Annotated in this window: 20 protein-coding genes and 1 tRNA gene; 17 read left to right on the top strand and 4 right to left on the bottom strand. The window is 69.4% G+C overall.

Annotated features, from left to right (window positions below; genetic code table 11):
- Positions 1-199: 199 nt before the first annotated feature.
- Positions 200-706 carry a sigma-70 family RNA polymerase sigma factor gene (locus B5F73_RS00640; RefSeq protein ID WP_087224905.1) on the top strand — a complete coding sequence of 169 codons (507 nt, stop codon included), beginning with the start codon at positions 200-202 and terminating at the stop codon, positions 704-706.
- On the top strand, positions 690-1,709 hold the full coding sequence (locus B5F73_RS00645) for a hypothetical protein (RefSeq protein ID WP_158094733.1): 1,020 nt from the start codon (positions 690-692) through the stop codon (positions 1,707-1,709). The genes B5F73_RS00640 and B5F73_RS00645 overlap by 17 nt, the downstream gene beginning before the upstream one ends.
- A 55-nt stretch (positions 1,710-1,764) precedes the next feature.
- Here B5F73_RS00645 and B5F73_RS00650 read toward each other — a convergent pair whose 3' ends face one another.
- Positions 1,765-3,258 carry a bifunctional alpha/beta hydrolase/GNAT family N-acetyltransferase gene (locus B5F73_RS00650; protein WP_087224911.1) on the bottom strand — a complete coding sequence of 498 codons (1,494 nt, stop codon included), beginning with the start codon at positions 3,256-3,258 and terminating at the stop codon, positions 1,765-1,767.
- A 148-nt stretch (positions 3,259-3,406) separates the two neighbouring features.
- Positions 3,407-5,431, bottom strand: coding sequence for a class I tRNA ligase family protein (locus B5F73_RS00655; protein ID WP_087224914.1), 2,025 nt, complete (start codon positions 5,429-5,431; stop codon positions 3,407-3,409).
- Positions 5,432-5,514: 83 nt separating this feature from the next.
- Here B5F73_RS00655 and B5F73_RS00660 point away from each other — a divergent pair, with 83 nt between their 5' ends.
- From B5F73_RS00660 to queA, 5 genes are all read left to right on the top strand, one after another.
- A complete protein-coding gene (locus B5F73_RS00660; RefSeq protein WP_087224917.1) occupies positions 5,515-6,057 on the top strand; it encodes a DUF3267 domain-containing protein in 543 nt (180 codons plus the stop codon).
- Positions 6,054-6,794, top strand: a complete 741-nt coding sequence (locus B5F73_RS00665) for a nitroreductase family protein (protein ID WP_087224919.1) — start codon at positions 6,054-6,056, stop codon at positions 6,792-6,794. Before B5F73_RS00660 ends, B5F73_RS00665 begins: the two co-directional genes overlap by 4 nt.
- 165 nt (positions 6,795-6,959) lie before the next feature.
- A complete protein-coding gene (locus tag B5F73_RS00670) occupies positions 6,960-7,565 on the top strand; it encodes an epoxyqueuosine reductase QueH (RefSeq protein ID WP_087224922.1) in 606 nt (201 codons plus the stop codon).
- Between the two features lie 96 nt (positions 7,566-7,661).
- Positions 7,662-8,636, top strand: a complete 975-nt coding sequence (locus B5F73_RS00675) for a magnesium transporter CorA family protein (RefSeq protein WP_087224925.1) — start codon at positions 7,662-7,664, stop codon at positions 8,634-8,636.
- A gap of 139 nt (positions 8,637-8,775) precedes the next feature.
- Positions 8,776-9,942 carry a tRNA preQ1(34) S-adenosylmethionine ribosyltransferase-isomerase QueA gene (queA, locus tag B5F73_RS00680; protein WP_087224928.1) on the top strand — a complete coding sequence of 389 codons (1,167 nt, stop codon included), beginning with the start codon at positions 8,776-8,778 and terminating at the stop codon, positions 9,940-9,942.
- Positions 9,943-9,958: 16 nt separating this feature from the next.
- Here queA and B5F73_RS00685 read toward each other — a convergent pair whose 3' ends face one another.
- The gene (locus B5F73_RS00685) at positions 9,959-11,179 is read right to left on the bottom strand and encodes a hypothetical protein (RefSeq protein ID WP_087224931.1); all 1,221 of its coding nucleotides are present in this window, start codon (positions 11,177-11,179) and stop codon (positions 9,959-9,961) included.
- Between the two features lie 208 nt (positions 11,180-11,387).
- Between B5F73_RS00685 and B5F73_RS00690 the strand changes: the two genes are divergently transcribed.
- The 5 genes from B5F73_RS00690 (at position 11,388) to B5F73_RS00710 (ending at position 19,598) form a co-directional block, all read left to right on the top strand.
- Positions 11,388-11,660: an HPr family phosphocarrier protein gene (locus B5F73_RS00690; protein ID WP_087224934.1), complete on the top strand. Its 273-nt coding sequence runs from the start codon at positions 11,388-11,390 to the stop codon at positions 11,658-11,660.
- Positions 11,661-11,877: 217 nt separating this feature from the next.
- Positions 11,878-13,017 (top strand): tRNA guanosine(34) transglycosylase Tgt, encoded by a 1,140-nt coding sequence (gene tgt / locus B5F73_RS00695; protein ID WP_087224937.1) that lies wholly within the window; start codon positions 11,878-11,880, stop codon positions 13,015-13,017.
- 191 nt (positions 13,018-13,208) lie between these two features.
- Positions 13,209-16,502 carry a single-stranded-DNA-specific exonuclease RecJ gene (recJ, locus tag B5F73_RS00700; RefSeq protein ID WP_087224940.1) on the top strand — a complete coding sequence of 1,098 codons (3,294 nt, stop codon included), beginning with the start codon at positions 13,209-13,211 and terminating at the stop codon, positions 16,500-16,502.
- Positions 16,499-18,919, top strand: a complete 2,421-nt coding sequence (locus B5F73_RS00705; protein WP_239379746.1) for a bifunctional (p)ppGpp synthetase/guanosine-3',5'-bis(diphosphate) 3'-pyrophosphohydrolase — start codon at positions 16,499-16,501, stop codon at positions 18,917-18,919. The genes recJ and B5F73_RS00705 overlap by 4 nt, the downstream gene beginning before the upstream one ends.
- A 43-nt stretch (positions 18,920-18,962) precedes the next feature.
- On the top strand, positions 18,963-19,598 hold the full coding sequence (locus B5F73_RS00710) for an MBL fold metallo-hydrolase (RefSeq protein WP_087224943.1): 636 nt from the start codon (positions 18,963-18,965) through the stop codon (positions 19,596-19,598).
- A gap of 173 nt (positions 19,599-19,771) precedes the next feature.
- Here B5F73_RS00710 and B5F73_RS00715 read toward each other — a convergent pair.
- Positions 19,772-19,856: transfer RNA gene (locus B5F73_RS00715), tRNA-Leu, on the bottom strand.
- Positions 19,857-19,959: 103 nt separating this feature from the next.
- Between B5F73_RS00715 and B5F73_RS00720 the strand changes: the two genes are divergently transcribed.
- The 5 genes from B5F73_RS00720 to B5F73_RS00740 all read left to right on the top strand — a co-directional run bounded on the left by B5F73_RS00720 (position 19,960) and on the right by B5F73_RS00740 (position 23,553).
- A complete protein-coding gene (locus B5F73_RS00720) occupies positions 19,960-20,478 on the top strand; it encodes a ferritin (RefSeq protein ID WP_087224946.1) in 519 nt (172 codons plus the stop codon).
- Positions 20,479-20,787: 309 nt separating this feature from the next.
- Positions 20,788-21,336: a translation initiation factor IF-3 gene (gene infC / locus B5F73_RS00725; protein ID WP_255376233.1), complete on the top strand. Its 549-nt coding sequence runs from the start codon at positions 20,788-20,790 to the stop codon at positions 21,334-21,336.
- A 1-nt stretch (position 21,337) separates the two neighbouring features.
- On the top strand, positions 21,338-21,535 hold the full coding sequence (gene rpmI, locus B5F73_RS00730) for a 50S ribosomal protein L35 (protein WP_087224952.1): 198 nt from the start codon (positions 21,338-21,340) through the stop codon (positions 21,533-21,535).
- Between the two features lie 44 nt (positions 21,536-21,579).
- Positions 21,580-21,945 carry a 50S ribosomal protein L20 gene (gene rplT, locus B5F73_RS00735; protein ID WP_087224955.1) on the top strand — a complete coding sequence of 122 codons (366 nt, stop codon included), beginning with the start codon at positions 21,580-21,582 and terminating at the stop codon, positions 21,943-21,945.
- A gap of 291 nt (positions 21,946-22,236) precedes the next feature.
- Positions 22,237-23,553, top strand: coding sequence for a LuxR C-terminal-related transcriptional regulator (locus B5F73_RS00740; protein WP_158094734.1), 1,317 nt, complete (start codon positions 22,237-22,239; stop codon positions 23,551-23,553).
- Positions 23,554-23,708: the final 155 nt, after the last annotated feature.

Below are 23,708 nucleotides of genomic sequence, written 5' to 3' on the forward strand. Positions count from 1 at the left end.
GCGCGGGGTTCTTCTCGCTCGCCCGGCCGTGCTCGGTCAAATAACGCACAAAATCGTACTTGTGCGTTATTTTCACCTGCGAATATAAAAACCGGTGCTTGATTTTGTGCGTTAATCTGCCGCCGCGGCGCCCTTCTCCTGTCAGGTTTTGCCTCTCCGTGCGTATCGTAGGTAGAGGCGAGAAGGACGGGGGTGTGCGATGCGCGAGAGAAGACGGGCCGAGCGCCTGGTCAACGCCTACGCTGACCTAATCCTGCGCGTCGCCTACACGTACCTGGGCTCGCGCGCCGACGCCGAGGACGTGTGCCAGGAGACGCTGTTGCGGCTGCTGCGCCGCAGGGAGCCCTTCGAGAGCGCGGAGCACGAGCGGGCCTGGGTGGTCAGCGTGAGCGCAAACCTCTGCCGCGACCTGCTGCGCCGGCGCTCCGCGCGACCCACGCTCGCCCTGGAGGAGGTCGCGGAGCCGGTGGCGCCCGAGCCGGGGCACGACCTCGCGACGACGACGCGCGTCCTGCGCGCCGTCATGCGCCTGCCGCTCGCGTACCGCGAGGCGATCTTCCTCCACTACTACGAGAACTACTCGATCAGGGAAATCGCTCGGGCCTGCGACTGCAGCGAGGACGCTGCCGCCGCCCGCCTGAGCCGCGGCCGCGCGAAGCTGAGGGAGCTCTTGAAGGGGGATGATCTCGATGAGGGGGACGTTTGACGAGTATCGCAGGGAGCTCGATGGCATGGCCTTCTCGCCGGGCGAGAAGAACGAGCTGGTAGGAAGGCTCTCCCACGCGGCCGCGCCGCGCCGCGCCCGCCTCCCGCGCGCCGCCGTCGCGGCCGGGGTCGCGATCGCGCTCGGGGCGGGCGTGGTGACGGCGTACGCGACCGGAGCGCTCGGGGCGGCCGCCGACTTCCTGCTCGACGTCTTTGGGGAGGACGCGGCGCAGACCCAGACCATCGCCGACGCCGTGCAGCCCGCGGGCGCGAGCGCCGCGGCGGGCGGGCTGACCGTCTCCGCCGATGCCGTGCTCGGCGACGACACGCACTACGTGGTCGTCTACAGCCTGACCCCCGATGACCCGACGCTCTTCGAGGGCGTGGCGCGCAGCGACGAGGGGACGGTCCTTCTCGATTTCTCCAACATCGCGATCCCGGAGAACGAGGGGGCGTCCGGCGGCGGCATGGGCGCGTACTTCTACGACGCCGACCCGGAAGACGCGAGCGTGCAGTACGTCCAGCAGTGCTGGGCGCAGAGCGAGGGCGGTCTCGCGGGCACCAGCGCGTACGTGAAGTTCGTCGATCTGTACGCGCTCGACCCGGAGACGCTGAAGCCTGTGGGCGAGCCGCTCGCAACGGGCACGTGGGAGCTCGAGGTCCCGCTCGACTACGAGAGCGAGGCGATTGCGCTGCCCGTGGGCCAGACGGTCGACTTCGAGGGTGCCTCGGTCACGGTGACGGAGCTCAGCGTCTCTCCGCTCGGCGTCTTGGTCTCCTACGACCTTGCGGGCACGCCGGATGCCAGCCAGGAGTTCCCGCAGCTGAACCTGCCCGTGTTCGTGAGCTTTGCCGACGGGACGAGCTTTGACGCCACCTGGGCCGGCGGCTTTGGCGACGACGCCCACGTCACCAAGGGCGCGTCCTTCGACCGGATCGTGGACACCGATGACATCGTGAGCGTGACAGTGGGCGACGTCACGGTCGAGGTCCCGCACGCGTAGCGACTCCGCGTACCCCGTTCCCGGCGCCGGCCTCCCCGCGGGGCCGGCGTCTTCTTTAGGCGTCGAGCCTGAGCTCCCAGAGGTTGGTCCAGCCGGGCATGGGCAGCTCGGGGTAGGGGAGCCAGATCGGGCGGTGGCGGGTGAAGCCGCAGCGCGTGTACATGGCGTTGGCCTCGACGCCCTGGACAGAGGTGTTGAGGCGCACCGCGCGGGCGCCCTCGCCGCGCGCCTCGCGACCCATGGCGTCGAGCAGGGCGACGGAGACGTGGCGCCCGCGCGCCGCGGGGTCGACGGCGAGCAGATGGAGCCCCCGCACCTCGCGGGCGGGGAGGTCCTCCCAGCCGGGGCCGCCCGTGCCGGACCCGTGCCCGGGGGCGGTGCCGTCCCCCATGTCCGCGTCGAGGTCCATGGCCACGGCGCCGAGAAGGACGGCATCCTCGCGGGGCGCGCCGTCGTGGACGGCGGCGGCGTCGAAGGCGCCCCAGTAGGAGCCGGCCGCGAGCAGGCCAGGCGCCATGCCGGCCGGCGGCCAGACACCCGGGACCCAGCCGCAGGTGCCGCCTGCCGCGCTCACGTGGGCGTAGAGCGCGTCGAGCCTCTCGGCCCAGAGGCCCGAGACGGGCAGGCGCACGACGGCGACGTCGGTCGGGACGTTCGCGCGGCCCTCGTGGCGCACGTCGTTGCGGGCGATGGTGACGAGGAGCTCGCGCGCCACGGCGGTGGGAGCCATCTTGGGGAGATTGTGGTCGATGCCGGGCTCCACGACCTTGGTCGCGCCGGGGATGGCGGAGACGATGCGGTCGGTCTCCTCGGGGAGGATCTCGTCGAACTCGCCGACCATGACGGTCACGGGACAGGAGACGCGCGCCAGCGAGGCGGCGTCGATCTGCGGCTGCTCGACCATGAGCTGCAGGAGCTCGGCGATGCGGGCGGACTCGGCGGGGGAGGGCACCGGCGTGCCGTCCTCCAGCGTGACGCCCTCCTCGCCCTCCTCGGCCCAGCGGCGATTCTCGGCCGCGGCATAGGCCATCCAGTCGGTGTCCTCCTTGGGCAGCCCGGCGGGCGTGAGGTTGGCGCCGAGCGCGGTCACGGAGAGGACGTGCTCGCCCCAGTCGCGGGCGAGGAGCAGCCCCAGGATGCCGCCGTCGGAGAAGCCGAGCACGTGGACCTGCGGAACGCCGAGGCGTGAGCAGACCTCGCGGGCGTCAGCGGCCATGAGCTCGTAGGAGAGCGGCGCGGTGCCGCGCGTGCTCTGGCCCTGCGCGCGGGAATCAACGGCCACGACGGCGCGGCCGCTCGCGCAGACGGCATCGATGACCGGGCCAAAGATGCCGTGCTCCTCGCCGTTGCCGTGCAGCATGAGGACCGGCGGCACGGCGAGGCCGACGCCGAAGGGCGTTCCCGGCTCGTCGGCGACGCCAGCAGGCGCGTACGTCCAGGCCACGATCGTCGCGCCGTCGGCCGTCGGCACCTCCACGCGCGCCGCGAGCGCGGTCTGCGGCAGCGCGTACGGACGCGGAACGTGCACCGGCGGCGGCGTGACGGTCATGAGGGAATCCCTTCGCCTAAGGTCAATCGGACGGGCTCGCGGGGCGGGAAGGTCCGGCGCTCAGACAGCTTGCCGCAGAGGGCGCGGCAAGAACTCGCGGCGGACCTTCCCGCCCCGCGAGCCCTGACCGGAGGTTCTTCTCGGCCGGCTATTTCTTGAGCTGCGACGGGTGCTTCTCGAAGAAGTCGTAGCGCGGGGGGAGCGGGACGATCTTGTGGTCCGCGGGGGTCTCGCCGCAGGCGGCGGCCAGCTCGGTGGGGCCGTCGAAGGCGTGGTCCCAGGAGAAGAACAGCTCGGGCGAGAAGCTCATGTGCTCGCAGATCTTCTCGCAGCCAAAGGGCACGGCCGGGTGCATGAGCAGGGCCGTCGTGCGCAGCGCGACGAAGGCGTCGGCGAGGGCGGCCTCGTAGGCGGCGTCGTCGCCCTTGGCGGCCTTGGAGGCGTCGTCCCAGCGCTTGTTGGCCGCACGGCAGAACTCCTCGGCAACCGTCAGCGCGCCGTGGGCGTCGAACTCGTAGGCGCGACGCTCGAACTCGAGCGTGGCCTCGCGGGCGGCGGAGACGGTCTCCTCGCTCGGGGCGACGGCGGGCAGGTGCGCGTCGCAGACGTTGGCGGCGCCGTAGAAGCAGCTGCGGGCCAGGCGGTTGAAGATGTTGGTGAGGAAGGCGCTCTCCTTGAGGGCGGGGTCCACCACGCGCGGGTCGTCGCGGACGAGGACGTCCTCGCCGGTCGCCTTGTCCTTGTGGGAGACCGAGGTGTCAAAGGCCTTGGGGTTGAAGGAGACGGCCTTCTGGTCGAGGCCGAGGGACAGCCAGTGGGCGCGCAGCTGCTCGGGCGTGTAGGCGTCCAGCAGCTCGGCGGCCATCGGGGGCGCGATCTTGCCCGAGCTCGAGGCCTTCTTGTTCATGAACAGGATGTGATAGTTGGCCACGGGGATGTCCTGCGTGAGGCCCCAGTCGAGCGCCTCCCACATGGCGGGCTGCGCCACGCAGTAGAAGTAGATGTTGTCCTGGCCGATGAACTGGTAGACGCGGGCGTCCTCACTGCACCACCAGTCGTGCCAGTCGCGGCTGGAGTAGCGGCCCTCCGGAGCCAGCGAGAGCGTCGTCTGCGTGAACGAGATCGGCGCCCACAGGCTCTCGGGCCAGCACCAGACCGTGAGGCCGCTCGTGCCCTCCAGCTCGGGCGCCGCCACGCCCCAGTCGATGTTGCCGGTGATGCGGAACGGCAGCAGGCACTTGCCGGTGCGGAAGCGCACGCCCGCGGCGTCGAGCTTCTCGCGGGCCTCGTCGCGCTCCTCCCAGCCGGCGAAGGTGAGCGAGAAGGACTGCTGGCCCTTCTCGGCCTCCGCGAGCGTGTGGGCGGGGAGCTCGGCGGCGACGGCGTCATAGGCCTCGCGGAACTTGGTCTGGATGTAGATGACCGGGTCGACGAGGCTCTCGCGCACGGTCTTGGTGACGACGGCGCGGACCTGCGGGTCCATGTCCCACTCGTCCATGAGGCGCTCGAGCTCGTCGCGGAAGGCGGGCAGGTCGAAGTACCAGTTGTCGACCGGGCGCAGCTCGGGCGTCGTGCCGCTGACCTGCGAGACGGGAGCGATCAGCTCCTCCGGGTCAAACTGGTGGCCGAGGTCGCACTCGTCGGCATAGGCCTTCTCGGACTTGCAGCCGCGCACGGGGCAGCGGCCCTGGACCTGGCGACCGTTGAGGAAGGTGCCCGCCTCGACGTCATAGAACTGGCGCGTTGAGCGCTTCTTGAGGTAGCCGCGCTCGTGGAGGCGGCGGATCAGCTCGTCGGTCACGCGGGCGTGGACGTCGCGCGCAGGCGCGAGGCCGGAGCCGGCGAAGAGGTCGAGCGAGATGCCATAGGCGTCGAGGGCGGCCTTCTGGCTCTCGTGGTTGGCGCGGACGTAGTCCTCGATCGTGCCCGCGTAGCCCTCGTTCTCGACCTTCTTGCGGTAGCCCTCGGCGATGGGCGACCCGTAGCAGTCCGTGCCGGAGACAAAGATCACGTTCTCGGCGCCGATGCGGTCGCGCAGGAAGCGCGCGAAGAAGTCGGCCGGGACAAAGACGCCGCCGATGTGGCCGAAGTGCAGGTTCTTGTTGCCGTAGGGCATGCCGCCGGTGATGACCGCGCGGCGGGGGAAGCTCGGGCGAGAGGAGGTCTCGGGCATGGGTGCTCCTTCGTGTCTGGGTACAGCCCTCCCATTCTCGCACTTCTCGCCCGCGCGCGGGGCCGGCGCGCTAAGATGGGCGCATGCGTGAGGTCGCAGACATAGACGTCCTGGGGGACGGCGCCCTGCAGCGGGGGATCGCGTGGCTGTCGCTCGCGGTCCTCGGCGGGACTGTCCTTCTCGCCGGGCTCCTCGCGCTCGTCCTGGGTGGCGAGCGCCTTGACGTGTGGTGGTGGGTCGCGCTGGCGCTGGGGAGCCTCGTCGCGCTGCCCGTCCACGAGCTGGTGCACGGCGCGGCGTTCAAGCTGCTGTGCCCTGGGTGCCGGGTCTCCTTTGGCTTCCAGGACGCCTTCCTCTACACCAGGACGGACGGGGCCGTGCTGCCGCGCGGTCGCATGACGGCCGTGCTGCTGGCGCCTGCGGTGCTGGTGACGGCCGCCCTTGCGGCAGCGGCGCTGGCTGCGGGGCGTCCCGTGCTCGCCGTGCTCCTTGCCGGCATCCACCTTGCGGGCTGTGCCGGCGACGCCCTCATGGCCGCGGCGTGCCTGCGCGAGTCGTCCTGTACCCACGTCCGTGACACCGAGACCGGGATCACCCTGCTCTCTAACCGCGAGGAGGCCGAATGAACGAGACCATCGCCCAGCTCCACGAGCGCCGCTCCGTGCGCGCCTATACGAGCGAGCCCGTGAGCGACGCCGACGAGCGCGCCATCCTCGAGGCCGCGTGCCAGGCCCCCACGGCGGGCAACCAGCAGCTCTACTCCATCATCGTGGTGCGCGACCAGGCGGAGAAGGAGGAGCTCGCCGTCACCTGCGACAACCAGCCGTTCATTGCGACGGCGCCGCTCGTGCTCGTGTTCTGCGTCGACGTCCGCCGCTGGCACCGGGCCTTCGTCGCCGCCGGCGCCGAGCCGCGCGAGCCGGGCGTGGGCGACTTCCTGCTGGCGCTCGAGGACACCGCCATCGCGGCACAGAACGCCGTGGTCGCCGCCCACAGCCTGGGACTCGGCTCGTGCTACATCGGCGACATCCTCGAGCGACGCGAGGACCAGGCGCGCATCCTGGGGTGCCCGCGCCATGTGGTGCCCGCGGTGATGCTCGTGATCGGACATCCCACCCCGGGGCAGCTCAGGCGCGTGAAGCCCACGCGCCTGCCGCTCGAGGACATCGTCTTCGAGGACCGGTACGAGACGCGCGACGCCGACCGCCTGCTCGAGGACCTTCGTCCCAAGGCCCCGGCCAGCCGCGACCTCGACGACTGGGCGCGCGCGTTCTGCGAGCGCAAGTGGAACTCGGGCTTCTCGCGCGAGATGACGCGCTCCGCCGCTGCCATCCTCGCGGACTTCGCGACGGACGTGTCCTAAGCCAGATGCTCACCCATTGTCTGGGTACTTTTTCTGGCGACTGCCAAGTATCACCTTTTCAGTAGCATTTTCTGACCTGCGAGTTTGTGACCGATGGCGAGGCATATACTTCGCATTGTCGAGAAAAAGTACCCAGACAACGCATCGGCGCCAAAAGGAGGCCTCATGACGCCGCTTCTGCTCCATGCCTGCTGCGGCCCGTGCTCGCTCGAGCCGGTGAGGCTGCTGCGCGCCGAGGGGTTCGAGCCCACCATCTGCTGGACCAACCCCAACATCCAGCCCGTCTCCGAGTGGCAGCGTCGTCTGGACACGCTGCGCGCCTGGGCCGACGAGGTGGCCCACGTGGACGTGATCGTCGCCGGTGACGACCGCGACGCGTGGGAGCGCGCCGCCGCCCCGGCGGGCTTCGATCGCGAACGGCGCTGTCGGGCCTGCTACGCGCTGCGCCTTGCCGAGGCCTGCCGCGTCGCGCGCGAGCGGGGCTTCGATTACATGTCCACGACGCTCGTGGTCTCGCCCTATCAGCTCTTCGACGACTGTGGGGAGATCCTCGCGGCGGTCGCGCCCCGCTTTGGCCTCACGCCGGTCTGGCGGGACTTCCGCCCGTACTACCCCGAGGCCACGCGCGAGTCGCGCGAGCTGGGGATGTATCGCCAGAACTATTGCGGCTGCCGCTTCTCCGCCGCCGAGGCGGCGATCGAGCGCCACGAGGCCCGCGACGCGCGCAAGGCCGCCAAGGCCGCCGCGCGTTCAGCGACCCTTCAGGTGTAAGGGTTTTGGCAAGACCTCCGATCCCCCTGGCCGCCCCCGTCTCGTCTGCTCTATCGTGGTGAGAGGTCTGCCCGAGACGAAAAGGACGGTGAGAACATGATCCAGTGCCTGCTGACCGGCGAGAACGGAACCATCGAGAAGATTGCGGAGCCCTGTAGCGGGTGCTGGGTCAGCGTGGTGGCGCCCACGAGCGAGGAGCGCGCCTGGCTCGAGAACGAGCTCGGCGTGCTGCCGGAGTTCGTGAGCTCCGCCCTCGACGACGAGGAGACCTCCCGCATCGACTACGACGAGGACGCACGCCAGATCTTCGTCATCGTGGACTACCCGGTCGTGGGGGAGGACGGCGCGGGGGTGCGGCCGCAGAGTCCGCTGCAGTACGACACGATGCCGCTCTCCATGGTCTTTTTGCCCGAGCGCGGCCTCTTCGTCACCATCAGCATCCTCGAGAACGAGGTCGTCGCAGACATGGCGGGCGGTCGCGTGCGCAACGTCGACACGCGGCTGCGTACGCGCTTCCTGCTGCAGATGCTCCTTCACATCTCGGAGCTCTACCTTGTCTACCTGCGTCGCATTGATCGTCTCTCGTCCAACACCGAGGCGCGCCTCCACGCCTCCGTGCGCAACGAGGAGCTCATCCAGATGCTCAACCTCGAGAAGTCGCTCGTGTACTTCTCCACGTCTCTCAAGTCGGACGAGGTGACGCTCAACAAGATCGCGCAGGGCCGCATCATCCCGCTCTACGAGGACGACCAGGACCTTCTCGAGGACGTGCTCGTCGAGGTTCACCAGGCCATCGAGATGGCCAACATCTACTCCGGCACGCTCTCCGGCACGATGGACGCCTTCGCGAGCATCATCTCCAACAACCTCAACATCGTGATGAAGGTGCTCTCGGTCATCACGATCGTCATGGCGATCCCCAACATCGTCTTTGGCTTCTACGGCATGAACGTCGGCCTGCCCTTCGAGGGTGTCCCGCTGCTCGACAACTGGGCGTTCCCGCTGCTGCTCGCCGTGGCCTGCTGCCTCGTTGCCGCCTGGGTCTTCAAGCGCAAGGGCCTCTGGCACTAGCGATTCCGGCGGAGCGGCCGGCGCGGTTCCCAAAGGGCGATTTCGCGCAGCGAGCGCTGAGCCCGTGGGAACCGCGCCGGCCGCTCCGCCGGCCGCCTCGCGCGTGCTATCGTAGTGCGCTGGACCAAGGAGGAACCCCATGCGCACCGACGACTTCGACTACCCGCTGCCCGACGAGCTCATCGCCCAGGCCCCGGCCGAGCCGCGCGACTCCTGTCGCCTGCTCGTCCTGCACCGCGAGGACGGCTCTGTGGAGCACCGCCGCTTCACTGACGTCATCGACTACCTGGAGCCGGGCGACCTGCTGGTGGCAAACAGGACGCGCGTCATGCCGGCGCGCCTCGTCGGCCGCAAGCGCGGCACCGGCGGCGTGTGCGAGACGCTGCTGCTCAAGCGGCGCGAGGACGTGGACCCGCTCGGTGGCGTCTGGGAGTGCCTGGTCAACCCCGGCAAGAGGCTGCGCCAGCCGGGCATCGTGATCGAGTACCGCGCCGGCGGCCTGCACGCCCCGGAGTCTGCGCCGGTCGTGCTCACCGGCGAGATCGTCGACTTCGTCGAGGGCAGCAAGGGTGGCCGCCTCGTGCGCTTCTCGCCGGCGGGCGAGAGGGAGGACGGCTCGCCGCGCACCCTGGACGAGGCGATACACGCTGCCGGGCACGTGCCGCTGCCGCCCTACATCACCCAGTACGAGGGCGACCCAGAGAAGTACCAGACCGTCTACGCCATGACGGAGGAGCACTCCGCCGCGGCGCCCACGGCCGGCCTCCACTTCACGCCCGAGCTCATCGAACGGATTCGCGAGAAGGGCGTGGGCTGGGCGACCGTCGAGCTCGAGGTGGGCATCGACACGTTCCGCCTGGTCACTGAGGACGACCCGGCCCAGCACGTGATGCACACCGAGCGCTACCACGTGTCGCAGGAGGTCGTCGACGCCGTGCACGCGACCAAGGCCGCCGGCCACCGTGTGATCGCCGTGGGTACCACCTCGGTGCGCTCGCTCGAGAGCGCGTGGGAGGAGGGCGCGGCGCCGAGCGAGCCGCCCGTGTCCGCGCTCCGCTTCGAGGCGGCTGCCGGAACCGGCGACATCGTCGCGCGCGAGAACGCCACGACGAACCTCTACCTCATGCCGGGGTCGAGCTTCCACGTGGTCGACGCCATGATCACGAACTTCCACGTGCCCCGCTCCACGCTCATGATGCTCGTCTCGGCCTTCGCGACGCGCGACCAGATCATGGACGCCTACGCCGCCGCCATCGAGGAGCGCTACCGCTTCCTCTCCTTCGGCGACGCGATGCTCATCGAGTAGGTCGGTCTCGCCGCTCCTAGCGCGCGGTGAGCACCAGCACGAGGATGATCACGACGAGCGCGACCACGCCCACCACGGCACCGAGAAGCGCGAGGCGCACCCCGCGCGTCCTCGAGCGCAGGCTGCGCTCGCCCTCGGCGAGAGAGTCGACCATGGTCTGCTGCTCTGAGACCGCGACCTGCTGCTGGGCGACGCTCTGGCGCAGGCGCAGGGTCTCCTCGGGCGTGGCGTGGACGTCCTGCGCCTCGTCGAGCAGCGCGCGGGCGGCGTCGTGGCGCTCCGCGGCCTCGTCGTGCGCCGCCTTGGCGTCGTCGGCGTCGCTGCGCAGCGCGGATATGCGGTCCTCGAGCTGCTTCTCCTCGTCCTGTGCCTTGGCCAGGAGCTCGTCGTACTCGCCCTTGCGCTCGTCGTACTCGCGCTTGGCCTCGTCCGCCTCGCGCTGAGCCTCCTCGAGCGACTGCTTCTGCGTCCAGAGATGGGTCTGGGCGGCGTCGACGGCGGCCTGTGCGTCGTGCGTGATGACGCCCACCTCGCCGCGGGCGGACTCGACGTGGGCGAGCTCGGTCGTCACCTCGTCCTGGAGCTGGCGGATCGCGGAGGCGTCGGCGCGGGACTCCTGGGCGCGCCTCAGTTCGTCCTGGACCTTGCGCAGGCGCGACTGGGATGCGTCGACCGAGCGGTTGGCGGAGGTGATGGACTGCTCGCGGCGATCCGTGGCGTCCTTGACCTGGCTCTCGGCGCCCCTCACGGCGCGCTTCGCCTCGCCGACGGCCCTGCTCGCCTCCTCCGACCTGCCGCGTGCGGTCTCCATGATCTTCTTGTAGGGGCGCAGCTCGCGCTCGTGGTCCTCGCGCAGGCGGGCGAGCTGCTCCTCGAGGGCGTCCGCCTCCGACTCGAGGCTCTCGACCGCCGCCTGCTGTCGGGCAATCTCCTCCTCGGCCTCCGCGACGATCGCGCCCTGCTCGGCGACGATGCCGTCGTAGTTCGCCTCGACCTCCTCGCGACGCGCGAGCGTGGCCTCGTCGGCCTCGAGTGCCTCGGAGAGCTCCCTGAGGCGACCCTTGGCGGAGGAGTGGCGCCTCGCCGCCGCGCGCACGTCCCGGACGGCCGAGATGCCGCTCCTCAGCGTCTCCGCCGCGCCGGATGCGGCCCCGCGCGCCGCGTCGAGGACCTCGGCCTTGCGGTCCGGCGAGCCCTCGGGCTCTCCGCCGGTCTCACGGTTCATCTCGTCCGACATCGCGGCTCCTCTCGCACCGATTTGCCTCAACGCGTCTATTGTGCAGCAACATGCGCTCAACCCGCCGATGATTCCGCTCAGCCCCCCACTTTGCATACTCGGCGGCATCGTCGGCGACGGCGCGTCGCATGTTTGCTAGGATATACCGCGTTTACGGGGAGACTCGCAGGTCTCTCGGTTGTAGGTAATTTGGAAAGGAAGTCCACGCATGGTTTCTAAGCAGACGAGCATCATCAACGCCACCGGTCTTCACGCCCGTCCCGCGTCCGTCTTCGTGACCGAGGCCAAGAAGTACCAGTGCAACGTCACCATCAAGAACGTCGACAAGGACTCCGCTCCCGTCAACGCCAAGTCCATCATGATGATCCTGGCCGCCGGCCTCGGCACCGGCACCAAGGTCGAGATCGCGTGCGACGGCGAGGACGAGCAGGCCGCCCTCGACGCCCTCATCGCCCTCATCGACTCCGGCTTCGGCGAGTAGTCACAACCCAAAAACCAGATCGGTTCGGCCCGGCGCCCCTGCGGTGCCGGGCCGTTTTGTGTACGATGGGGTGCCGTGCTTTCGACTACGGTCGGCTGGCGAGAGGGGACGCGAGGTCCGCCGCGAGTTCCGCAGCCGCGCCCTGTGCGGCGAGGACTGTCCGAGCGCCGGACCTCGCGTCCCCTCTCGCCAGCCGACACCCACGAGCGGAGACACCATGGACCAGACCCTCTTCACCTACGACATCGTCGCCGAGGACGTCGGCACCCACGCGCGCGCGGGCCTCCTGCACACCCCGCATGGCGACGTCCCCACGCCCATCTTCATGCCCGTGGGCACCAAGGCCACGGTCAAGGGCATCATGCCCTCCACGCTGCGCGAGATCGGCACCAAGATCCTGCTCGCCAACACCTACCACCTCTCCATGCGTCCCGGCGCCGACCTGGTGGCCGAGATGGGCGGGCTGCATGGCTTCATGCGCTGGGACGGCCCGATCCTCACCGACTCCGGCGGGTTCCAGGTCTTCAGCCACGAGGAGTTCTGCAGGCTCTCCGATGACGGCGTGCGCTTCCGCGCCGTGGACTACGACGGGAAGTGGGTCTCCTGGACGCCCGAGGAGAACATGTCGATCGCCCAGAAGCTCGGTGCGGACATCGTGATGCAGCTCGACCAGTGCGTGGGCTACCCGGCGTCGCGTGCCAAGGTCGCCCGCTCCGTGGAGCTCTCCAGCCGATGGGCCGAGCGCTGCTACGCCGCCCACACCCGTCCCGACCAGGCCCTCTTTGGCATCGTCCAGGGCGGCATGCACCTCGACCTGCGTCTGAGGAGCCTCCGCCACCTGGAGGAGGTCGGTGACTTCCCCGGCTACGGCATCGGTGGCTACTCGGTGGGGGAGGACCACGAGACCATGTTCGAGACGCTCGCGCCGCTGGTGAGCGAGCACATGCCGCGGAACAAGCCGCGCTATCTCATGGGCGTGGGCAACCCGACCACGCTCGTGCGCGCCGTCGCCTGCGGCGTGGACATGTTCGACTGCGTCCTGCCCACGCGCACGGCCCGCACCGGCTCCGCCTTCACGAGCGAGGGGCGCCTCAACTTCCGCCACGCCCGCTTCGCGCACGACGCGCGCCCCATCGACGAGACGTGCACCTGCCCCGCCTGCTCGCAGGGCTTCTCCCGTGCGTACCTGCATCACCTCGTGCGTCAGCACGAGATGCTGGCGTCCGTCCTGATCTCCCAGCACAACATCCACTTCCTGCTCGACCTCATGCGCCGGGCGCGCGAGGCCGTGGTCGCCGGCACCTACGCCGCCTTCCTCGACGACTGGATGTCCTCTCCCGCCGCTCGCGACTGGTAGCCCGTCCGGGGGACCCGCACCCGCCGAACGGTTGTCGTCCGTAGCCTCTGGTACAATCTTTCGCGATCAACAGACGGGGCGCGAGGCGCCCAGGCACGAGAGAACAGACATGACAGTCAAGAAGAACACGGCCCCGGCGGCTCGCGCCGGGCGCTGGTCCGTCCGTACCACGATCCGGGAGGGCCGCTAGCATGGGCGGCCTCGCCGAGAGCCGCCGCTGGACGGTCCTTCCCTCCAATCGGGAGGCGGAGCGCTCGCTCGCCTCGGAGCTGGGCGTGCCGCCGCTCGTCGCGCGCGTGCTCGTGGCCCGCGGCCATGCCGACGCCGCCGACGCGCGCTCCTTCCTCAACCCCTCGCTCGACGCCTCGTGGGAGGACCCGCTCCTCATTCCGGGCATGGCCGACGTCGCCGACCGCGTCGAGCGAGCCCTGGACGCCGGCGAGACGATCGCCGTCTTTGGCGACTTCGACGTCGACGGCATGACCTCGACCTGCCTTCTCACGCTCGCCCTGCGCGAGCTGGGCGCAACGGTCCATCCCTTCATCCCGCATCGCTTCGGGGAGGGCTACGGCCTCTCGCGCGAGGCGCTCGCCCGTGTGCGGGAGACGTGCGACCCCGACCTCGTGGTCACCGTGGACAACGGCATCGCGGCGGCGAGGGAGGTCGAGTGGCTGCTCGGATGCGGGATCGACGTCGCCGTGACCGACCACCACGAGCCCGCCGACCTCGTCCCGGAGGGCGTGCCGGTGACCGACCCCAAGCTCTCGGAGGACTGCCCCTCCCGCGAGCTCGCCGGCGCGGGGGTCGCCCTCAAGCTCGTCTGCGAGCTCGGTCGCCGTCGCGGCCGCGGCGACCTCTGGCGCTCCTACGTCGACGTGGCGGCGCTCGGGACCCTCTCCGACATGATGCTGCTCGAGGGCGAGAACCGCGCCCTGGTGGCCGAGGGCGTGGAGTGCATGCGCCGCGTCACCCGTCCCGGCCTGGTGGCGCTCGCGGCGACCGCCGGCTGCGACCTCTCGTCCGTGCGCCCCGACGACCTGCCCTTCTCGATCATCCCGCGCCTCAATGCGGCCGGCCGCATGGGCTCGACCGACGTCGCGCTCGATCTTCTGCTCACGAACGACCCCGCCGAGGCGGCCGTGCTCGCCGCGCGGCTCGAGGCCGTGAACTCCGAGCGTCGCGAGGTGGAGTCGGCGCTCGCCGAGGCCGCGCTCGCCGAGGCCGAGCGCACCTACGACGGCGGTCGCGCCGTGGTCGTGGGTGGCGAGGGCTGGCACGAGGGCGTGAAGGGAATCGTCGCCTCGCGGCTGGTCAACCGCTATCACGTGCCCTCGATCGTGTTCTCCGTGCACGACGGCGTCGCGCGCGGGTCCGGTCGCTCGGTCGGCACGGTCGACCTCTTCCATGCCGTCGAGCAGTGCTCGGACATGCTCATGCGCTTTGGCGGGCACGCGGGGGCGGTGGGCGTGACCTGCGAGGCCTCGCGCCTGGACGAGTTCAGGGCGCGTCTCGCCGCGGTTCTCGCCGAGCTCCCCGACGAGCAGTTCGAGGACGTCGGCGAGGTCACGGCGGTGGTCTCCCTCTCCGAGCTCACCGTCGAGACGATCGACGCCCTCGAGCGCCTCCAGCCCTTCGGCCAGGGCAACAAGCGCCCGCTGCTCGCCGTGTGCGGCGTCACCACGCGCAACCGCGCCTGCGTGGGAGCCGACCTCGCCCATCTGCGCTTCGTTGCCACCGACGGCGTCAGCTCCGTCCCCGCGATCTTCTTCCGCGCCCCCGACGCCGAGCGGGCGTGCGCCTGGGACGGCGTCGTCGACGTCGTCTTCGAGGCGGTCAACGAGACCTGGCAGGGGCGCACCAAGCCCAAGCTCATGGTCAAGGACCTGCTCCTGCGCGACGGCGGTGAACCGGTCGACGACGCGCCGGACGAGCCCCCCGCGGGCGAGAAGGGCGTCGCCCCCGACCGCTCCCGCCGCGCCGCTCTCGCCCGGCTCTCAAGCGCCGAGCTCACCGACGCGCTCCGTCGCATGCTCATCGGCGACCGACCGCTTCTTCCTGCGCAGGAGCGGGCGCTGGCGATTCTCGACGCGGGCCGCTCGTGCCTTGCCGTCATGGCGACCGGCCGCGGCAAGTCGCTTGTCTTCCACCTGCACGCGGCGCGCGAGGCGATCTCGCGCGGCCGCGCGAGCGTGTTCGTCTACCCGTTGCGCGCCCTTGTCGCCGACCAGGCCTTCCACCTGCGCGAGCAGCTTGCCGCCGCGGGCGTCTCGGTCGAGGTCCTGACGGGCGAGACGCCGCAGGCGGAGCGTGGTCGGGTCTTCTCGGCGCTCGCGTCCGGCGCGGTCGACGTCGTCCTCACCACCCCGGAGTTCCTCGCCATCCACCGCGCGGACTTCGCGCAGTCCCGACGCGTCGGCTTCCTGGTCATCGACGAGGCCCATCATGCCGGCATGGCCGCCCCGGGCACGCGCGAGGCGTATCTCGAGCTGCCCGCCATCCGTCGCGACCTGGGCGAGCCGGTCACGCTGGCCGTGACGGCCACGGCTGCGTCCGACGTGGCGGAGCGGGTCTGCTCGCTCGCGGGCATCGACCGCTCCGACGTCGTCTGCGACCTCGCCAGCCGCGAGAACCTCCTCGTCGACGACTGTCGCGGGGTGCGCGACCGCGAGGCGGCGCTCGTGAGCATCGTCGCCCGGGGCGAGAAGAGCGTCGTGTACGTGCCCTCGCGCGACCTCGCGGTCTCCCTCGTCCGGACGCTTCGTCACAGCGTCCCCGAGCTCGCCGCCCGCATCGCCTTCTATCATGCCGGGCTCTCGCGCTCTACGCGCGGGCGCGTCGAGCGCGCCTTCCGCGGCGACGGCCTCGCCTGCATCGTCTCTACGAGCGCCTTCGGCGAGGGCGTGAACCTTCCCGGCATCCGGCATGTGGTGCTCTACGGCCTGCCGCTCGGCGGGGTCGAGTTCAACCAGATGAGCGGCCGCGCCGGTCGCGACGGCGCCAACGCCACGATCCACCTGCTCTTCGGCCAGCGCGACGTGGCCCTCGGCCAGAGGATCCTCTCCTCTGCGGCCCCCTCCCGCGACGACCTCGTCCTCGTCTACCGGACGCTCACCCGGCTCTTCCGCTCCGACGGCCCCATCGCCCTCGACGACTCCCAGATCGCCCGGGCGGCCTCCGAGCGCGCCTCGCTCTCGCCGATCGACGAGCGCGAGGTGGCCTCCGCCCTCACGATCTTCTCCGAGCTCGGCTTCTGCTCGGTCACGGGGTGGGGGGAGAGTCGGCGCGTGGTCATGGCCCCGTCCCCGGACCACATGGAGCTCACGCAGTCCGCCTGCTTCCTCGAGGGGCTCCGCGCCCGCTCCGTCTTCGAGGAGTTCTGCTCCTGGGTGCTCGACGAGCCCGCCGACGAGCTTCTCGCCCGCGTGAGGCGACCCATTTCCCCGGACTTCGGTATCATCGTTGGAATGAAGGGGGGAACGATATGAGCATGAGCGACAACGAGGCCCGGGCGCCCAGGCCCGCGTCCGAGCAGGGGGGCGCCCCGCTGACCGTTCCGGCGCAGCCCTCCGGCGAGCCGAGGAAGGCCAAGAAGGCCGTCCCCGACGCCGCCAACTTCCGTCTCCTCCAGTCGGCCTGCGACGCGTACCTCGACGAGGAGGGTCGCGAGAAGGTCGACCGAGCCTACCGCTTCGCCGCCGAGTACCACCGCGACCAGCGCCGTCGCTCCGGCGAGCCCTACATCAACCATCCCGTCGAGGTCGCGCTCATCCTCGCCCATGACCTGCGCATGGACGAGGACACGATCTGCGCGGCCCTGCTGCACGACACGGTGGAGGACACTCCGGCGACGAAGGACCAGGTCGCCGAGCTCTTTGGCCCCACGGTCGCCGACCTCGTGGACGGCGTCACCAAGCTGACGTCCATCCAGGTCTCCTCGATGGACGCCAAGCAGGCGTGGAACCTCCGCAAGATGTTCCTCGCCATGAGCCGTGACATCCGCGTCGTCATCATCAAGCTGGCCGACCGCCTGCACAACATGCGCACGCTTGCCGCCCTCCCGCCCGACCGTCGCCTGTTCAAGGCGCGCGAGACGATGGACGTCTACGCCCCGCTGGCCGACCGCCTGGGCATCTCGTCGGTCAAGTGGGAGCTCGAGGACCTCGCCTTCTTCTGGCTCGAGCCCGAGGAGTACCAGCGCGTCGCCCGCATGGTCCAGGACTCCCGCGCCCAGCGCGAGGAGGACACCGACGCCGCCATCAAGACGCTCGACGACGAACTCAAGGCGGCCGGGCTCACCGGCTACCAGATCACGGGCCGCCCCAAGCACCTCTGGAGCATCTACCAGAAGATGACCCGCAAGGGCCGCGAGTTCGCCGACATCTACGACCTCATCGCGCTGCGCGTGATCACGCAGTCGGTGGGGGACTGCTACTCCGCCCTCGGCGCGGTCCACTCCCTGTGGAACCCGATGCCGGGCCGCTTCAAGGACTACATCGCCACGCCCAAGGCCAACCTCTACCAGAGCCTGCACACCACCGTGGTGGGCCCCGACGGCAAGCCCATAGAGATCCAGATCCGCACCGCCGAGATGCACGAGGCGTCCGAGTACGGCATCGCCGCCCACTGGCTCTACAAGAAGGAGGGCAACTCGCGCGGGCGCATGAGCGCCGAGGACCGCGCGATCGACTCCACGATCAACTGGATCCGCAAGACCCTCGACTGGGCGACCGAGGACGATATCGACGACCCGCACGAGTTCCTCGACAACCTGCGCGTGGACCTCTTCGAGCACGAGATCTTCGTCTTCACCCCCAAGGGCGAGGTCATGAGCCTGAGGCGCGACGCCACGCCGCTCGACTTCGCCTACGCCGTCCACACCGAGGTGGGCAACCACTGCGTGGGCGCCAAGGTCAACGGCGTCGTGGTCCCGCTGTCCTACAAGCTCCAGATGGGCGACCGCGTCGAGGTCCTCACCAACAAGGGCGCCAAGCCCAGCCGCGACTGGATGAGCCTCGTCGCCATGCCCTCGAGCCGCGCCAAGATCCGCAAGTACTTCTCGACGCAGAACAAGAACGACGACGCCGAGCAAGGGCGCACCGAGCTCGCCCACGAGCTGCGCAAGCGCGGCTACGGCATCTCCACGCGCCGCACGGTCAAGGCCATCGAGCGGGTCTGCGAGTCCTTCGAGCTGCGCAGCCCCGAGGACCTCTTCGCGAGCGTCCACACCGGCAAGGTCTCGGTCAAGCAGGCCGCCAACCGCATCGAGGAGATTCTCGAGGAGGGCTCGCCCGAGCAGCTCGCCGCCCAGGCCGCCGAGGCTGAGCGCCAGGCCGCCCATGAGCGCGCCATGATCTCGGGCGCGCCCGTCATGCAGTCCTACGCCATGACGCAGACCGCCAAGGGGCGCCGCAAGCGCAGCAACTGCGGCGTCGTGGTCAAGGGCGACCCCGATCTCCTCGTCCACCTCGCGCACTGCTGCAACCCGGTCGCGGGCGACGAGATCGTGGGCTTCGTGACGCGCGGTCGTGGGGTCTCGGTCCATCGGGCCAACTGCCCAAACGTCACCGACCTCATGAGGAACCCCGACCGCATGATCGAGGTTGCATGGGACACCTCCGGCGCCACGGAGTTCCGGGTCGAGATCGTCGTGGAGGCCACCGACCGCATGGGCCTTCTGCGCGACATCACCGTCGCCGTCGGGGACGCCGGGGCCAACATCCTCTCGGCGGCCACGCAGACCACGGCCCAGGGCGTGGCGCGCCTGCGCTTCCTCGTGGCCATCTCCGACGCGAGCCTGCTCGACGTCCTGCTCTCCGCCGTGAGCCGCGTGCCCTCGGTCTTTGACGCGCGCCGCATCATGCCCGGCGAGGGCGCCAACCAGATGAAGCAGCGGGTGAAGTGAGACAAATGAACCTGTCCCCCTTGTCTCACCGTGGGAGGTTGTGATGGCCGAGAAGAGAGACGAGCTGCGGCAGTTCGTGGTGACGCCGCTGCAGACCAACTGCTATGCCTACGTGAGCGACGGGGAGTGCCTGGTCGTCGACCCCGGCGGCTCCGGGGCTCAGCTCGCGACCGTCCTCGACGACGTGCGTGTGACGTGCGTAGCTGCCACCCACGGCCATGGCGACCACGTCGGCGGCGTTGCGGCCCTCGTGCGCGAGACGGGTGCGCCCTTCGCGATCCACGCGGCCGACGCCGAGCTCGCGCGCCATGCGGGCGAGATGAGCGAGGTCGGCCGCAGCTACGACGAGAACGCACCGGACCCCGACCGCACGCTCGCGGAGGGCGACGTCCTCACGGTTGGCACGGCCACCTTCACCGTCATGGAGACGCCGGGCCATACGCCAGGCGGCGTCGTGCTCGTGGGCGGCGGCAGCGCCGAGGGGGTGGCCTTCGTGGGCGACACGCTCTTCCCGGGCAGCCACGGGCGCACCGACCTCAAGGGCGGCGACGAGGCGACCATCATGGCCTCGCTCGCGCGCATGGCGGCCCTGATCGCGCCCGACACGACCCTGCTCTGCGGCCACGGCCCCGCCACCACGATGGGCCGCGAGCTCGCAACGAACCCCTTCCTGCGCTAGGTACCCGCCCCCATCCGCGGTTTGGGTTCGCCGTTTTGTCCCCGCTGCTGTGCCTGCGTGAAAAAACGCTGGTAACGGGCTCGGGTCTTTCCACCTGAAGGTTCTTCTCGCATGACGATGAACCCAAACCGGAATCCGGTTTGGGTTCATATACGCAAAATTGCAGGAAAAGATGGTGCCCGAGGCGGGGCTCGAACCCGCACGAGTTTCCCCAACGGTTTTTGAGACCGTCGCGTCTGCCAGTTCCGCCACTCGGGCAAGGGCGCAGGGCGCAAGAGGAACTATAGCAGACGGAGGGTTTCCGTCGCCCACGGGGTATATAGTGAGCGTGTACGAGCAGCCCCGAGAGAAGGGAATCCCCATGGCGCTTTCCAGCGAGGTCACCTCGGTCCTCAACGACCAGATCAACAAGGAGATGTACTCCGCCTACCTCTACCTCACCTTCGCCGACTACTACGACGACCGCGGCCTCAAGGGCTTTGCCAACTGGTACGAGATCCAGGCCAAGGAGGAGATGGACCACGCGCTGGCCATCCGCCGCTACCTGCTCGACAACGACTTCAAGCCCACGATGGAGGCCATCGCCAAGCCCGACAAGAGCTTCGAGAGCGACCTCGCGCCGCTGGAGGCCGGCCTCGAGCACGAGGAGTACGTCACGAGCCTCATCCACCACTGCTACGAGGTCGCCCACGCCCAGCACGACGTGCGCACGATGAAGTTCCTCGACTGGTTCGTGGCGGAGCAGGGCGAGGAGGAGACCAACGCCCGCGACATGATCACCAACATGAAGCTCTTCGGCTGCGACCCCAAGGGCCTCTACGACCTGGACCGCGAGTACCAGGCCCGCACCTACGTCCAGTCCGCCTCGCTCAACCTCTAGCGGACGGGCGCCCTTCTCGGCCTGTGAAGAGTTTCTGAAGCCCGCGCGCGCCGTGCCCCGACGAGGAAAACCCCTTGCCGGGGCACGGCGCGCGTGCTATTGTTCTCCAGTGTGCGTTTTGCGAAGCGGGGCGAGAGCCCCCACCTACACGGCGCCATCCGGCAGCTGTCTGGTCAGACAACGTATTCACCACCTCACGCAGGGTGGTTGCTGTCTCCTGGATGCTGCTTGGCGCCAGGGGCTTTTTTATGCGGCGGGAGCCGCGACGAGAGGAAGGTGTGAACGATAGCCAGAAACGACGGTCCTCGCATCAATGAGGAGATCACATCCCGCACGTGTCGCCTTATCGGCGCCGACGGCTCCCAGATGGGACTCTTTGGCGTGCGCGACGCCCTGCGCATCGCGGGCGACCAGGGCCTCGACCTCGTGGAGATCGCCCCTAACGCCGATCCTCCCGTCTGCAAGATGCTCGATTACAAGAAGTTCAAGTACGAGCAGGACCGCAAGGCCAAGGCGGCGCGCAAGAACCAGTCCAAGGTCGAGATCAAGGAGATGAAGTTCCGTCCCAAGATCGACGTGGGCGACTACGAGACCAAGAAGGGCCACGTCCTGCGCTTCCTGAAGAAGGGCGCGCGCGTCAAGATCACGATCATGTTCCGCGGTCGTGAGATGGCCCACCCGGAGCAGGGTCGCCTCGTGCTCGACCGCCTGGCCGAGGACCTCAAGGACGTTGCCACCGTCGAGCAGAAGCCGCTCATGGAAGGCCGCAACATGCACATGACCATCGTCCCGATCAAGGGTGCCTTCGACAAGAAGGACGAGAAGGGCGACGAGGAAGTCACGGAGAAGGAGAACTAGCATGCCCAAGATGAAGACCCACAAGGGTACGGCGAAGCGCTTCCGCCGCACCGGCTCTGGCAAGATCATGCGCGCCAAGGCGTTCAAGAGCCACATCCTCACCAAGAAGTCGCCCAAGCGCATCCGCGGCTTCCGTCAGGAGACCGTCCTCTCCGACGCCGACGTCAAGACCGTCTCCCAGCGCATGGGCTCCAACTAGCCTTTGCCCCTCGAGTGAAGTTTCCATCAAGGAGTTGATCAGATATGGCACGAGTCAAGCGCGCCGTCGCCGGCCGTAAGAAGCGTCAGACGCTCGTCGAGCGCACCAAGGGCTACTACGGAGTCCGTTCCCGCACGTTCCGCGGCATGAAGGAGCAGGCGCAGCACTCCGGTCAGTACGCCTACCGCGACCGCCGCAACAAGAAGCGCGACTTCCGCGCCCTGTGGATCCAGCGCATCAACGCCGCCGCCCGCATGAACGGCCTGTCCTACAGCAAGCTCATGCACGGCCTCAAGCTCGCCGGCGTCGAGCTCGACCGCAAGGTCCTCGCCGAGATCGCTTACAGCGACGAGCAGACCTTCGCCGACATCGCCGAGGTCGCCAAGAAGGCCCTCGCCGACGCCGAGTAGCGTCACGCACAGAGCGTACGTCTGCGCCCCGGGCATCGCGCCCGGGGCGTTTTTTTGTCGCTTCGTCGGTGGCTTGCGATTGGTAACGGAATGGGGCCGCAAAACGTTCCAAACCGCAAGCCGCATGCGCGCAGCTTGCGATTGGTAACGCTTTCCTGCCCCATTCCGTTACCAATCGCAAGCCAGGGGGCGAGAAGAACCGTGTCACGGTCACTCGTATAGCATCCGCGACGTGACGGACAAGCTCGCAGCGGCTACGATTCCCCCAACACGCCGTGAATGGGAGGTCGCATGGACGCGAAGGTGAAGACGCTGACGCGCGCTCTGGCGTGGGTCGCATGGGGCGCAGCCCTGATGCTGGCTCCCGGCGTGGCGCGGACGATGGGGGAGGGCGGAAACCTCCCGTTCGGGTACTACCTCTGGACGTCGGCGATTCCGCTGGCGTTCGTGGCGAAGGCGCTCGCATGGGCGGTTCGCTCCCGCCTCAGCCGCTGGCGTCGGCCGCTGACCATCGCGGCGCTCGCGGTCCTTCTCGCCTACCTTGTGGTGCTTTTCGCAAGCTGCACGGGGAACATGAGGCTCGGCTTTGCCTTGCGCTGGCCGGAGTGGGCGCTGCGCTACGTCGCGTGGGCGCTCTGGGGAATCGCGCTCACCGCCTGGGTGCTGCCGCCTGATGCCCCGGAGCCGGCATCGCCAATCGGGAGCCGCCCAGGGGCGGAGGCGCTCACGGAACGCGAGCGGGAGGTCGTCGAGGCGCTCGTCACGGGCAGCACGCAGGTGCAGGTCGCGGAGGCGCTGGCGATAAGCCCGTCGACGGCCGCGACCTACCGCGCGCGGGCGTGCGAGAAGCTCGGCGTGGCCTCCCTCGACGAGATCTTGCCGTGCGAGGTCGGCGCGGCCGCCGTTCCGCCCGCGATGGGCGTCACGTCCTCCGGGGCGCTCCCGCTCATGGTGATGGCCCTCTGCGTCGGGCTCACGCTGCGCATGCTGACTCGCGTCGTCGTGACGAGCGCGGACGCGCTCTCCCAGGCCCTGGGCACCCTGGCCGTCCTGGCGGCGCTCGTCGTGCCGTGGCTCGTCCTGTTGGGGTATGCGCGCCTGCGGGACATGCGCGTGAGGCCGCGCCAGCTCACGAGGGGGCTCTCCGTCGTGCTGCTCGCCCTTCTCGCCGCCGGCATGCTCGTGGGCGGCGGGCGGTATGGGCTCGAGATTGCCCTCGACTTCGCGACGCTGAGCGTCAACGCGCTCGCGCCGATCGCCCATGCGGTCGCCCTCGCGGCGCTGGCGCCGCACCTCCTGTGGCCCAAGACGCGGGAGTCGATGCGGCTCGACGAGGAGCGCTGCGTGCTCTACCTGCGCGGCCGCGGGGCCGGCGAGCTCCAGGCGCACGTGCTGCTCAAGATCGCGCTCGGGCTCAGCACTCCCGAGGTCTGCGAGGCGCTGCACGTGGCCGCAGGTACCGTGAACGCTTATCGGGCGCAGGGCTACGAGCTGCTCGGGGTTCACACGAGCCGCCAGCTTGCCGATCTTCTCGCCCGTGACGTGGGGTTTGTACCGTCTGCCGGCAAAAACATACCGCCTGCGGACGACTCTGATACGAGCGTGTAAACCCTGCTTGCGCGGGAACAAGGTGAGTAAGCAAGGGCACCGTCGCTACAACCAAGCGGCCGTCAGAAGGAGGCGAGTCCAGTGAACAGCGAAGAGAACGTGCAGTTTGGGCCCGCCGACCGTGCGACCGAGGTCCTATAACATCTGGGGCGAGC

Origin of the sequence: Olsenella sp. An270, from assembly GCF_002159735.1 — a bacterium.
In the GTDB taxonomy this organism is placed as follows: domain Bacteria; phylum Actinomycetota; class Coriobacteriia; order Coriobacteriales; family Atopobiaceae; genus Thermophilibacter.